We start from the raw sequence: 12,402 nt of genomic DNA, 5'->3' as shown, positions 1-12,402 counted from the left end.
ACCAGCTCTAGGTGGATCTCCGCTTTTAGCCGTTGGGGGAGGGAAATTTTGAATACATCTCCCTGATTCATTTCGTGGGCATCTTCCATGCTGGCCAGGGCTTCCACCACTTCTTCGGAGTTGGCGGTTAGCACCACAACGGGGCGCTCGCAGGCAATGGGGAAATCGTGCCACGTGCCGAGGTGCAGCAGCAGCCCATGCCCGGCAGGGAATCGCAGGGCTTGTACTTTGTCGAGATCGGGAGCTGCTTTGGGATGGTTGGGAGGAGCCATCACCATGATGAACGGCTCTTGCCCCAGGCCGACAAACAACTGGGTCATACGCATGTGGCGCTCCAGCCAGAGCACAGGTGGATATCCGGGCAGGATCTTAGCCGTACGGATAACGGCTCTGCCGGTGTATTGAAAGTCGATGTTCTGTCCTTCCAGGACACGCCCCTGATAAAAGGGGATCCCCAGCCCAGGATTGGCCACATCGTCCCCTATAAGTTGACCGAAGGGTTGCACATTTTCTGGGGTGGCATCCACAATCGGCACCCGGACAACGGTGGTGGCAGTTGCAGTCGTGCTCATGGTTTGCATCCTCGCTCTTGATTGGACTGGGGTCAATTGGATTGGAGTCAGGCTTTCTATCTTCTTAATTAATTGTCTTATTGAGAGCAATAGGTAAAGAAACGGTTTTCCCGGTAACGGTCTATACATCTTTGATTCTTATTTAATTCTTAACTTTTAATTCTTAACTTTGTTCTTCTCGAGGGCTTTGCGGGTTAAACCACCGCTCGATGATGTGGCGAATTTGCCGGGCGGCAGTGCCATCGCCAAAGGGGTTTTGGGCTTGGGCCATGCGGGCATAGGCTTGTGGGTCTGTGAGCAATTCTCGGGCTGCCTTCAGGATCTTTTCGGGGTGTGTGCCTACCAGGCGGGCGGTGCCGGCAGCAATCGCTTCAGGACGTTCGGTGGTCTGCCGCAGCACCAGCACCGGTTTGCCCAGGGCAGGGGCCTCTTCTTGAATGCCGCCGGAGTCGCTGAGGATGAGGGTACAGCGCTGCATGGCGCTCACCCAGAGGGGATAGTCCAGAGGCTCAGTGAGAAAAGCCCGCTCATGGGATCCCAACAGGGCTTGCAGGGGATCCCGCACCAAGGGGTTGGGATGGAGGGGCAAAAGAAGGGCGGTATCGGGAAACTCGGCCAAGATCTGCAGCAGAGCCTTGCCGATGGCGGTTAGGGGATCCCCCCAATTTTCGCGTCGGTGCACGGTAACCAACAGGACACGGTAGCGCTGCCAGTCCAGGCCGGGAATGGGGCAGGGGATCCCTTGGGAGGCCACTTGCAGTAGGGCGTCGATGACAGTGTTGCCGGTGCAATGGATGGATCCCACCACGTGGCTTCGCTTCAGGTTGTCAACGGCTTGGGGGGTAGGGGCAAAGTGCAGGCTGGCCAACTGGGAGATCAGGCGGCGATTGGCCTCTTCGGGGAAAGGATTGTAGAGATCATCGGTGCGCAGTCCGGCTTCCACATGCCCAACCGGGATCCGGTGGTAAAAAGCTGCCAAGGCGGCAGCGAAGGCGGTGGTGGTATCTCCCTGCACCAAAACCAGTTGAGGATGTTGCTCTTGAAAGTAGAGTTCTAGGCCCCGCAAGGTGGCTTCGGTGATGTCCGTCAAGCTTTGGCGGGGGCGCATGATCGCCAGATCCCGATCCGCTTGCAGACCGAATAGCCGCATCACCTGATCCACCATTTCCCGGTGTTGTCCGGTCAAGATCAGCTCGGTGCGCAGATGGGGACTGGCACGCAGAGCTTGGATCACCGGGGCCAGCTTAATGGCTTCGGGCCGTGTGCCCAAGATCACGGCAACGAGGGGAAGAGAGGCCATAAGCTCAAGGACATCGGCACCTGTAGGAGATGGGAAGCGCAGCTCATTGAAGCAAGGCCACCAACAAACCACTAACAAAAACCACTAACAAAACAGAGGCGGCGAAGGGCGTGGGTTGCTCAAGGTCGCAAGCCACCGAGATGTAGACTCTGCTGAGTCAGGCTGAGGGCAATGTCGAGACGAGAGGAACCACAAGGGGGCTATTGCTGCTCACCCCGATCTTACCCCTCCAGCTGCTCCGCCGATTGTTCACCGGATGAGCTGGAGAAAAAGGGTTGACGGGATCCCACTCCTGCAACTAGCCTAAAGGGGGCTGAAGAGATCCTCTTCTGGCTGTCCGGGTTGTTTCGGTTAACCTTTTTGGAGGAAAACGTTCAACAGCATGGACGCTTCCGGTAGTTGTAGCGCCAGCCACCAGTGGATGGTCTTCGAGGAGCACGTTCTTGAAGATTGGGCTCTTACTGGTGTCTTCCTTTTCCCCGCTGACAGCTTCTGTCGTCGCTTGAGAGGATCCCGTTTCGCCAACGCGAAGGGGTGGGAGAGTTTTCCCGGCTAGCTTTTGACTTGGGTGGCTCTCTCAGTCGGCGACGAACAGATGAGCTGAGCAGAGCCTTACCTGAGCAATGGGTTTGTGCAGCCCTGTTCAGAAAAGGGGAGATCAGGAGTAATTCCGAGGGGATTCCCCTTGACTTTCCTGTTGTGGGTTTTGGGGTTTCCGCAGGCCTGGGGATCCCTTGGAGTCCCTTTTATCGGCTTGGGCGCTTGCGATCCAAGCTGGGCTTGGAGGCCTGGCGCTAGACCTACGGCTTGCTGCGCGGCCATCCAAGGGTTTCAGGGCTTCCCTGTGAGCCTCGGAGCACCGGTTGGCTGTTGACCTCCTGGTTCTCTTCATCCCGGCTGACCCCAACGTTCGGAGGTTTATCATGCGGCACAACATTCTTCGCGATCTCCTAACCCCTGCTTCCTTGGAAGCCGCCAAGCGAGAGGCCAACCGCGCTCCCATTGCCGAGCTGGTGCAGCAGTTGATGGAGATTTCACCTCGGCAGCGGGTTTTGGCTTTCCGCTTGCTGGAAAAAGACAAAGCCATTGCAGTGTTTGAGTATCTGCGGCCCGAAGAGCAGGCCGATCTCATTCGCAGCATGGAAAGCCCAGAAGTGATCCGGCTGGTAGAAGCCTTACCTCCGGATGAGCGGGTGCGTCTGTTTGAGGAGTTGCCGGCCAAAGTAACCAAGCGCCTCATTGCCAACCTCAGCCCAGAAGCTCGGGAAGCAGTGAATATCTTGCTGGGTTATCCAGAGCGCAGTGCCGGTCGGCTGATGAACCTGCGCTACTTGTCGGTACGGGATACCCTCACCGTCGGGGCTGCTCTGGCCAGCGTGCGGGACTCTCAACTGGGAGACGATGAGCTGGATGTGATTTTTGTGGTGGACGATCAGCGGTTCTACAAAGGTTTGGTTCGCACCGTGCGCCTCGTGAAAGCAGATCCGGATTTGCCCATTCGGGAGCTGATTGAGGGATCGGATAGTGTTGCTCGGGTTACCGACCGGGATCTCCAGGCAGCCCGTTTGCTCAAAGATTCCGGCTTGCCGGCCATTCCGGTGGTGGATACGGAAGGGCGCTTGGTGGGAGATATCACCTTTGAAGATGTCATCAACTTGGTGGAAGAAGAAGCCACCGACGCCGCTCTGGCCCAAGCAGGGGTGGGCAGCTTGCTCAGCCGAGACAAGGTTTGGAGCGAGCGCCTGGTTAAAGGCTCCCGTTGGTATGCCGTCCGCCTGCGCATCACGTTTTTAATCATCACCTTGATTGGCGGCATGTTGGTGGGGGGAGTGATCGAAACCTTTGAGGAGGTGTTGCAAGCAGTAACGGCAGCGGCTATTTTCATCCCCTTGGTCATGGATATGGGCGGTAATGTCGGTACCCAATCTACGACCATCTTTGCCCGTGGCTTGGCTTGGGGCCACATCAACGTGCGGCAGTTTCTCCCCTATTTGCTGCGGGAAGCCAGCATTGGTGGCATTATCGGTGTGATCCTGGGGGCCACGGCTGGGGTGATTGCCTACTTCTGGCAGGGGGCACCCAATGGGATCCCACAATTGGGTCTAGCGGTGGGCTTGGCTCTGGCCATTGTCCTCACTTTGGGGGCTATCTTGGGCGCCATTTTGCCCTGGGTGATGTTAAAGCTGGGCTTTGACCACGCTCCGGGAGCGGATCCTTTTATCACCACCATTAAAGACTTCACCGGCCTCTGGGTGTATTTCACCCTGGTGGCTTGGCTAGTCGGGGTTGAAGTGGAGCTCTAGGGCTGCGCCGGCGCTGGATCCAGGGGGCACCTCACCGGCAAAGCGCGTTCCAGGAACGAATAATCCAGCCCTTCTTGAGAAATCAGCCTTTCAGAGTCTCGCCACAAGGCCATCGCGACGGCGGCGCAGAGCACTTTTACGAGGTGTCCTTTGACCAACGAAGGGTTACAGCAAACATTTAGGAGGTGTGCCATGACCTTGAAAGTTCTATCTCCCTTGGCTGCTGCTCAATTTCGGTCACGGCTGCAGCAGTATGCCTATCGGGTGGGCATAACCTGTGCTTTAGAAACAGGTGGTAAGCTGGCCCCAGAATCCGCCTTTGCTCAACTGGAAGCCCTCTGGCAAACCTTGCAACAGGAAGCCACTGCCCTTGGGATCCCAGATGAGGATGGCTAAACTTTATCCTTTCACGAGAACCGGAGCATGACCTGGATTGACTTCGCCTTGCGTTTGGCCGTTGCCTTTGTCCTGGGATCCCTCATTGGCCTGGAGCGACAGTGGCGGCAGCGTATGGCCGGCTTACGCACCAACACCTTGGTGGCCACGGGTGCAGCTTTGTTTGTCATGCTCTCGGTTCTCACCCCTGATGAAAGCAGCCCGACCCGTATTGCGGCCCAAGTGGTATCGGGGATTGGCTTTTTGGCCGGTGGCGTGATTCTTAAGGAAGGAGCCAGCGTCCGTGGCCTGAACACTGCCGCCACCATCTGGTGTGCAGCCGCGGTGGGAGCCTTTGCCGGATCGGGGTACATTCCCCAAGCTGCCATTGGGGCCGCAGCTGTGTTGATCTCCAACGTTGTGCTGCGTCCGCTGGGCTACCGCATCAACCAGCAGCCCCTAAAGGGCACAGAACTGGAACTGGTCTATGAGTGTTCATTTGTCTGCAAAAGCCAAGCAGAGGCCCACATCCGCGCCTTGCTCCTGCAGGGTATAGCTCCCACCCATCTCAAACTGCGCGCCCTCTACAGCGAAGACCTGGAGGACAAGCCCGATCTGGTCAAAGTCGAAGCAGAGCTAGTCACCCAGACCCGCGACGACCAGGCCCTAGAACTTGTCGTCAGCCGCCTCAGCCTAGAGCCAGGCGTGATCACTGCCCGATGGCGGATCATCGAACAGGAATTTGGCTGATCCCGGATCCCAGCAGCTCCCAACCGGTTAGCAACGCAAACACCAGAAATAAGCCGCCCCCCACCCAATGCACGGCGCGTTCAGAGATGTGAGCTGCTAAAAAACGACCTCCCACCACCGCCAGCCCCACCATCAGTCCATGGCCGAGAGTAGCCCCTGCCCAGACGCTCAATCCCGGGTGGGTGGCCGCCAAGGAGACGGTGGCAATCTGGGTTTTATCCCCGAACTCGGCCAAGGCCGTCAAGCTAAAGGCTTCCCACACCACAGCCCAAGCACCGCCGCGGCCCGCCCCTTTTTCTTCTGCCTGCTCCACCAGCCTGAGGGCTTCTTCCTCTTCTTCTTTTTCCTGCTGGGGAGTCATCTTGTAAGCTTGCCAGAGCATTCTCAGCCCAAAAGCCGCGAAAACCCCAGCCGACAACACTCGCACGCCCAGCGGCGGCAGCAGCTTGAAAAGCACCTTCCCGGCCACCACCGCCAGCAAGGTCATCACGGCCAAAGCCAGCCATGTTCCCAAGAAAACCCAGCGGCGCGGGTGCCGCATAGCGAGAATCAGGGGGGTAAAAAAGGTTTTATCCCCAAACTCCGCTACGGTGACCAACAGCAAACTTGACGCAAAACCAGCCCACATCGTTTAGCCTCCAACCTCTCTTGTGTGTGGAATCGGTTCACACCTAGAGGTGAAGGCTGGGAAAGTCAGACGGACTCACCAAGCTCACCTCTGCGTGAACTCAGTGAAAGTCTCGTCACCAAAGCAGCCTGCCGGGCTTGCTTTGTCTCTTGCACCGGGCTGTTTTTAGCCAGTATGTCGATGCAGAGGGCGGTAAGCCGCCTGACTACTCCCTTTCCGTCTGAATGGTAGCATGCTGAGCTCCCAGTGGGAGTCATTCATTCAAGCATTCAAGAAAAGCTCTCCAATGGGATCCCCCAAGACTTGCTGTGCCTTGGCCGATATCAGTGCCGCGCATCGCTTACCAGAGGATTGTGAAGGAGCGGCAGGCTATTATGATCACGGTTGAGGAGAAAATCAGGGGAAAACCACGTGGATGCAAAGTTAGTCTTGGTGGGGGTTGCTCTTGTCCTCTCTCTGGCAAGTTTCTACTTCGGCACCCGCAACGGCTTTTACGACACCGACAAGTATCACGGCAATGGCTCTGCTCATTAGAGCCGGGCGCTGGTGATTTTTTTATGGATCCCTTGCCCAGAAGGGCTTCCCTCCAGAATACAGGCAACGTCGGCGAGGGCTGGGTGCGGCAATATCTCTGTCAGCAGGGCTGGCAGATCCTGGCCCAGCGGTGGCGCTGCCCTTGGGGCGAGCTGGATCTGGTTGCCCACAAAGCTGATGTGCTGATTTTCGTAGAGGTGAAAACCCGTAGCCCCGGTAGCTGGGATCGAGGCGGGCTTTTGGCGGTTGGGATCCCCAAGCAGCGACGCTTGATCCGGGCTGCCCAAGCCTTCTTGAGCCAGCATCCCCACCTCTCCGAGTTGTCCTGCCGTTTTGATGTCGCGCTGATAGAACGTCGGGCCTCCAGGGAAGGGGTAAGCTACGCTTTGGTTGACTACCTGCCAGCGGCTTTTGAGATTTGTTGAAGCAAGCTTATCCGAGATGCTGTGGGAGCTTATGGCCGTTTCAGGTTAGGTGAGATGCCTGGGCTGCTGAGACAAGCCCTCTAGCCCCGCGCATTATTGCTCCGCAACGCTATTGCTCCACAACCCTGACGCAGTGTCCTAGAGTGTCCAATAACTATAAAGCTGGGCCAGCCTCTCCGACTCATCTGAATACGAAGAACAGATGGAGCTTTCTGGGGTCATTCATCATCCTCACTAAGATCCGGCCTGGGGATCCCTTCATTGGCTCATGATTTTGGGAAACAGCATGAAAGCGCATGAGTTCTGGGCTCGTACCGACAGCCAAGGTCAACTGATTTTGCCCATGCGGGCGCAGGAACAATTGCCCAAAAATCGAGTTGTGCGGGTGCTGGTGTTGGTAGATGAGCAGGAGCTGGCTCCGGCGGATCCTTCACAGGAGCAGTTGCCCACTGCCTCGCCAGATGAAGAGCATCTTTGGTATGGAGCTCCCACCGTTCCCTACGATGGCATTTAGCGCATGGGATCTTGGCCGGACAGCCGCCAGCGGTTTAGGCGCGAGAGGGTATCTGCATCCAAGTAGGCATCAATGCCCCGCTTGCTCGATAGCCGTTTTGGTTGGACGCGCCGGATCTGCTGCTGGGCCTGCTGCACTTCATCCCACAGTTGTTCTGCCGAGACCCATTCGGCGTTGTAGCCACCGATCACCAATTGCTGGACACGATCGGAGGTAGCCACTCTTACCCGACACCCATCCTTCTGCAACTGGGCACACAGCCGTTCAATACAACTGTCGGCGGTCTCGCCATAGGAGGTATACAGGATCTCGATACCCGAAGGGGAGCGCTCTTGCCGGGCTGGAGTGGGTTGGGCGTAGGCATCGTACACCACGGTCGCCTGGTAGCCCCGGAAGGCCACATAGTTGGCCAAAGATTCCACCAAGCGCAGACGGGCCAATTCCATCAGGGAGCGACGCGCTAACTGGCTCAGGGTGGGCCAAGCTCCGATGATGTTGTAGCCATCAACCAAGAGGAAGGTGGGAGAGGAGGCTTGCATGGATGGCGGTGGATCCCTTGTCCGGGATCACACTTCTTAATCTTAATCTTTATCTTATTTTTAATCTTAGTACCCAGCCTTAAAGGTTACCCCACTACTCCGAATGCTCCGATACTTTCCCGGTTGTGAGCAGATCATGGTCTGCGCTGAATCCAATAGGCGGTGAACAGTTCGCCACTGGCCTGTTTCTGAATTTTGCCCCCCAAGGCTGCGATGCGCCGCTCCCACTCCGTTAGGGGGGTGAAAATCGGTTCGGTGCCTTTGAATAGCTCGATGAGGCCCCATTGTTCCGCCCACACCGAGTCGGGATTGACCACTTCAATAATCACAGGTGCAGCCGGTCGCAACACTCGCATCAACTCTGCCCAAACCGCGTCGAAGTACTCAATCGGGTAGTAGTACAAAAATCCGGTGGCAATGGCCAGATCAAATTGCTCCGACTCGTAGTTTTCCAAATGGTGGGCGGATCCCTGTTGCATTGACTTGAACAGCTTGGAGTTAAGCTGGGGTGCCCGCGAGCGAATAAAGCGCACAATCTCACCGCTCAGCTCATGGCCGTAAAAGTAGGCTTGCCAATCGTTCCAGGGATAGGTCAGGAAGCTTACCCCACAGCCCAAATCCAAACAGGCTTCCCGTTTTTTGGGGGCACGCAGTTGCCAAAAGGGGATCCCGAGGCGCTCTTGCAGGTGATCCCGCTGCTGGGCTTGCCAAAAAGGCAGTTGCTCCAGGTCTGGGGGAAGTTGCCAAGCTGGCTGACCCAGTTGAATTTCCAGCTCCCGATTAAAGCGAGCAGCTACGGCAGCAAGGTAGGGATCCCAGCGTTCCCCGGTTTGTGGTAGCTCCATTTGCTGATGGCTTTGTCCTGGATGGTCGTGAACTTAACTTGCACTTAACCTACACTACCAGGACTCTCGGCCCGTAGGCTCCCGGCTGCAGGGATCCATTTACCCAGCTGTGGCTGCCGAGGATGGTGCCTGCCGGAATCTGAGCTTGGGATCCCAAACGGGTGTGGGCGCCGATGTAGCAGGGGGCGTGCAGTTGAGCGCTGGGATGGATCTCAGCCGTTTTGTGCACCCATATCCCCGGCGCCTGTTGCTGCACATTTTCTAAGGGAAAATCCGTCATTCGGCCCAGGAGAATGTCCAGTTGGCCGTGGTAGTAGCTGGCCGGCGTGCCCAGATCCCGCCAGTAGCCTGTGTGGAGATAAGCTTGCAGCCGGTGCCCTTGCCTGAGCAAATCGGGGAAGACACGCCGCTCGAAGCTGAGGGGCTCCCCACTGGGGTAGTCTTTAAAAATGGCCGGATCCAAGACATAGGTGCCGGCGTTGATCGTGTCGGTGGTGAGGGTGAGGGCTTCTGCAGGGGTGGGTTTTTCCCGAAAAGATTGGATCTGGCCCTCTTCCCCAACTTCCACCAGGCCATAGGCGGTGATATCGTCCACGCGGGCGAGGGTGAGGGTGGCCATGGCCTTGCTCTGCACATGACATTGCATCAGCATCTGCAGATCCAGATCTGTGAGGATGTCGGCATTGAAGACCACCAAGGGATCCCCGGTGAAATAGGGCTGAGCCAGCACCAAAGCTCCTGCCGTATCCAAAGGCGTCTCTTCGGGAATGTAGCGGAGCTTCACCCCCAAAGCAGCGCCATCTCCCAGAGCAGCCTCAATTTGTTGGCCCAGATAACCCACGCTGAGCAAAATATCTGTCAGGCCGGCTCGGCGGCAGCGCCCGATCAGCCACTCCAAAAAGGGCACATCCAAAAGGGGCAACAAAGGCTTAGGCTGCAAAAAGGTAAAAGGCCGTAAACGAGTTCCTTTCCCACCCGCCAAGATCACCGCTTGCATAACCACCCTCAACCCCGTTCTCTTCCAAAGATATTGACATCCTCTCCGCCCAATTGCTAAGGGGGATCCATTGGGTCGAGCCAAATGTTTTCTGCTACCCAGAACGTCGATTCTCCGTTGCCCACAGAGGGATACGGATTGCCCCCCCGGGCAACACAGCACGAGTCTTGATCGCAAGTCTCAGGGGATGCCTTTCTGGAGGAGATATTTCAATCTCAATTGGGATTCATAAGCTCAATCCTGAGACAGTTGATTTGCCTTTTTTAGAGCATGTTTGGAGAATTGCGACCCGCTCGCCCCAGTCGGGAATAGCCACCCAAAGCGGCAGTGTCAGGTGATACTACCTTGCAACGGGAATTGTGACAGCCTTGGATAGCTTGGATGGATTCCAATGGGTTTGCCCTTCACCTTCATCTGAGGTTTCGCCGATGTCTGTTTCTCGACGCCGATCCCTACAAGCCCTTTGCTTGACCCTGGCCGGATGCTGGGCTTTAAGTGCACACCAGGGATCCCTGCTGGCCCAAAGCAGAGACCTGTTGGCTCAAATTCAAGAGCGCGGGGTGCTCCGGGTTTCCACCGACTCCAATTACCGGCCTCAGAGCTACCTCAATCCCGACGGCAGTTGGGAAGGATTTGACGTGGATGTGGCGCGCGAGATCGCCAAGCGCTTGGGGGTAAAGGCTGAGTTTCTGGATATCAACTTCGATGTCATCACCGCCGGATCTTGGAATGGCCGCTGGGATGTCAATGTCGGCTCCATGACCGTAACTGCCGAACGCCAGAAAGCTCTGCTGTTTACCATTCCCTACTACTACACCCCCGCCAGCTTCGTGGTCCACCAAGCCTCGACCCTGACCGATATCGCCGCTTTGGAAGGAAAGCGAGTTGGGGTGGGCACCGCCACCACCTATCAAGCTTACCTGGAGGGCAACCTCACTCTGGAAGGAGAGACCATCCAAGTTCCGGCCCCGCGGGTGGACATTCGCATCTACGACACCGATAGCCTGGCTCTGCAGGATTTGGCACTGGGGGATGGCACCCGCCTGGATGCAGTCTTGACAGCTTTGCCGACGGCTGAAAACGCCATTCGGGAAGGACTGCCCCTGAAAACTCTGGGGGATCCGGTCTACTATGAAGCCTTGGCTGTGGCCTTGGATCGCTCCAGCCCTGCCCCTTCCGAGAGCTTGCAAGCCAAAATCAACGAAATTTTAGAATCCATGCATGCGGACGGCACGCTAACAGCCCTCTCGAAGCGGTATTACGGCATTGATCTGACGAAAAAAGCTGAGTGAGCAAAGACTCTATCCCACTGGAGCAGCCCATTTACCCACCGCCCCGGATTCGAAAAGGGATCCCGTTCCCGGTGGCCCAGGGGTTGTGGTTGGTTCTGTGGCTGCTGTTGTTGCTGTTCACCTTCAGCGGGGTACAGTTGGAGTTGGCCGGGATCCCCATCCGTACCTTGCGTCTCAACGGCAACTTTGTGCGCGAGTGGTGGTGGTTTATCTCGCAAGGGGTGGGCACTACTTTTCAACTGTCCTTGGTCTCCATCCTCTGTGCCACCACCTTGGCCTTTTTGTCGGCGCTGGCGGGGCTCTCCCAAATTGCCCCTCTAAGCAGCCTCTCTGCTCTCTATGTCTCGCTGATGCGGGGCACACCTCTATTCCTGCAGTTTTTGTTTATCTACCAGGCTTTGCCGCAACTGGGTCTGGTGTTCGGCTCGTTCACTTCGGCAGTGCTGGCCTTGAGCCTGAACTATGGCGCCTACATGAGCGAGATCTTCCGGGCCGGGATCCAAGCCATTCCCGTCGGGCAGCGGGAAGCTGCCTATGCCCTGGGGCTTAAGCCCTGGCAAACCCTGTGGTGCATCATTTTGCCGCAAGCTTTCCGAATTGTCCTACCCGACATTGGCAATCAATTCATCGCCATGCAGAAAGACACTGCCCTGGCCAGTGCCATTGCTTTGCAGGAGTTGATGGGCCGGGCTCGACAGGCAGGTTTGCCGCGCCAGCACTTCTTCGAGGCTTTGGTGGTGGCAGCGCTGTGGTACTGGCTGCTGACGTTGATCTTGTCATTTTTCCAGGGACGCTTGGAACGGTACCTGGCCCGCTAGAGGAGCCTGACTCTAATCCGGCCATTACTTTGGTGTCTGCTTGCATACGTTTGTGGTTGCCCACAAAGACCGGCTGTGCCGTTCGCGATAGCAGGGGGCTCCAAAAACAGCCAGAAAGCTGGGGGACATCATCCTGCACTGACCTGCCGCAGTGGGTGAGAGAGGATCCCTGCCACCTCAAGCGGAATGCCATTCAAGAGGCAGGGTTGGCCTTTCGAGAGAGCAAAGACCCGAAGTTTCGCAGCGTCAGATCAGAGCTTTGCGGGATACTGCCATTCTGTTTGGCAACGAGCAGGATGCAATCGCTGCAGCCCTGGGCAACAGTGTATGGCTTCGCCATGCAAGCCATAGCCATTCCAAACTGGATTGGGACACTCCCCAAGCGTTCCGCGCTGCTTCCGCGACCACTCCCAGGGGAAGAGGGAAGTTAGGAAGCGATGCAACTTAAAGCTGTTCGTCAGCTAGAAATCGCAGGAGCCCCGCACTGTACCCGTAGGGTCAGTGTCGGGA

General features: G+C 56.9%; 14 protein-coding genes and 1 pseudogene. 9 read left to right on the top strand and 6 right to left on the bottom strand.

The features are described 5' to 3' along the window. Positions 1-572 (bottom strand): ureidoglycolate lyase (locus NW829_RS09670; RefSeq protein ID WP_041437468.1); only part of this gene is annotated, 572 nt, incomplete at its 3' end. 163 nt (positions 573-735) lie between these two features. After that, positions 736-1,872 carry a non-hydrolyzing UDP-N-acetylglucosamine 2-epimerase gene (gene wecB, locus NW829_RS09665; protein WP_414343264.1) on the bottom strand — a complete coding sequence of 379 codons (1,137 nt, stop codon included), beginning with the start codon at positions 1,870-1,872 and terminating at the stop codon, positions 736-738. Positions 1,873-2,795: 923 nt separating this feature from the next. Between wecB and mgtE the strand changes: the two genes are divergently transcribed. From mgtE to NW829_RS09650, 3 genes are all read left to right on the top strand, one after another. Next, positions 2,796-4,175, top strand: coding sequence for a magnesium transporter (gene mgtE, locus NW829_RS09660; protein ID WP_414416970.1), 1,380 nt, complete (start codon positions 2,796-2,798; stop codon positions 4,173-4,175). A 192-nt stretch (positions 4,176-4,367) separates the two neighbouring features. Further along, the gene (locus NW829_RS09655; protein WP_238376758.1) at positions 4,368-4,571 is read left to right on the top strand and encodes a hypothetical protein; all 204 of its coding nucleotides are present in this window, start codon (positions 4,368-4,370) and stop codon (positions 4,569-4,571) included. Between the two features lie 27 nt (positions 4,572-4,598). After that, positions 4,599-5,300: an MgtC/SapB family protein gene (locus tag NW829_RS09650; protein ID WP_414413425.1), complete on the top strand. Its 702-nt coding sequence runs from the start codon at positions 4,599-4,601 to the stop codon at positions 5,298-5,300. On the opposite strand, the gene NW829_RS09645 is transcribed toward NW829_RS09650, so the two are convergent. Continuing rightward, positions 5,278-5,928: a TMEM165/GDT1 family protein gene (locus tag NW829_RS09645; protein ID WP_414416969.1), complete on the bottom strand. Its 651-nt coding sequence runs from the start codon at positions 5,926-5,928 to the stop codon at positions 5,278-5,280. The two genes, NW829_RS09650 and NW829_RS09645, sit on opposite strands and share 23 nt — an antisense overlap. Positions 5,929-6,339: 411 nt before the next feature. Here NW829_RS09645 and NW829_RS09640 point away from each other — a divergent pair, with 411 nt between their 5' ends. The 3 genes from NW829_RS09640 to NW829_RS09630 all read left to right on the top strand — a co-directional run bounded on the left by NW829_RS09640 (position 6,340) and on the right by NW829_RS09630 (position 7,401). Next, a complete protein-coding gene (locus tag NW829_RS09640) occupies positions 6,340-6,462 on the top strand; it encodes a hypothetical protein (protein ID WP_011429573.1) in 123 nt (40 codons plus the stop codon). A 23-nt stretch (positions 6,463-6,485) separates the two neighbouring features. Beyond that, complete coding sequence (locus NW829_RS09635; RefSeq protein ID WP_011433700.1) at positions 6,486-6,887, top strand: YraN family protein; 402 nt, start codon at positions 6,486-6,488, stop codon at positions 6,885-6,887. A gap of 286 nt (positions 6,888-7,173) precedes the next feature. Next, complete coding sequence (locus NW829_RS09630) at positions 7,174-7,401, top strand: hypothetical protein (RefSeq protein WP_238376759.1); 228 nt, start codon at positions 7,174-7,176, stop codon at positions 7,399-7,401. Here NW829_RS09630 and NW829_RS09625 read toward each other — a convergent pair. From NW829_RS09625 to NW829_RS09615, 3 genes are all read right to left on the bottom strand, one after another. Then, positions 7,398-7,940 (bottom strand): NYN domain-containing protein, encoded by a 543-nt coding sequence (locus NW829_RS09625; protein WP_414412528.1) that lies wholly within the window; start codon positions 7,938-7,940, stop codon positions 7,398-7,400. The two genes, NW829_RS09630 and NW829_RS09625, sit on opposite strands and share 4 nt — an antisense overlap. A gap of 134 nt (positions 7,941-8,074) precedes the next feature. Beyond that, positions 8,075-8,785, bottom strand: coding sequence for a class I SAM-dependent methyltransferase (locus tag NW829_RS09620; RefSeq protein WP_414412527.1), 711 nt, complete (start codon positions 8,783-8,785; stop codon positions 8,075-8,077). 49 nt (positions 8,786-8,834) lie between these two features. Further along, a complete protein-coding gene (locus tag NW829_RS09615) occupies positions 8,835-9,782 on the bottom strand; it encodes a sugar phosphate nucleotidyltransferase (protein WP_414412529.1) in 948 nt (315 codons plus the stop codon). Between the two features lie 428 nt (positions 9,783-10,210). On the opposite strand from NW829_RS09615, the gene NW829_RS09610 reads away from it, so the two are divergent. The 3 genes and pseudogenes from NW829_RS09610 to NW829_RS09600 all read left to right on the top strand — a co-directional run. Then, on the top strand, positions 10,211-11,074 hold the full coding sequence (locus NW829_RS09610; RefSeq protein WP_414412526.1) for an ABC transporter substrate-binding protein: 864 nt from the start codon (positions 10,211-10,213) through the stop codon (positions 11,072-11,074). After that, complete coding sequence (locus tag NW829_RS09605) at positions 11,071-11,892, top strand: amino acid ABC transporter permease (protein WP_414412525.1); 822 nt, start codon at positions 11,071-11,073, stop codon at positions 11,890-11,892. Before NW829_RS09610 ends, NW829_RS09605 begins: the two co-directional genes overlap by 4 nt. Before the next feature lie 94 nt (positions 11,893-11,986). Further along, a pseudogene (locus tag NW829_RS09600) lies at positions 11,987-12,143 on the top strand (RNA-guided endonuclease TnpB family protein); the annotation flags it as partial. Positions 12,144-12,402: the final 259 nt, after the last annotated feature.

Origin of the sequence: Synechococcus sp. R55.8, assembly GCF_047461895.1 — a bacterium.
GTDB lineage: Bacteria > Cyanobacteriota > Cyanobacteriia > Thermostichales > Thermostichaceae > Thermostichus.
Note: the sequence above shows the minus strand (reverse complement) of the source record. Positions and strands in the feature narration are given on the sequence as shown.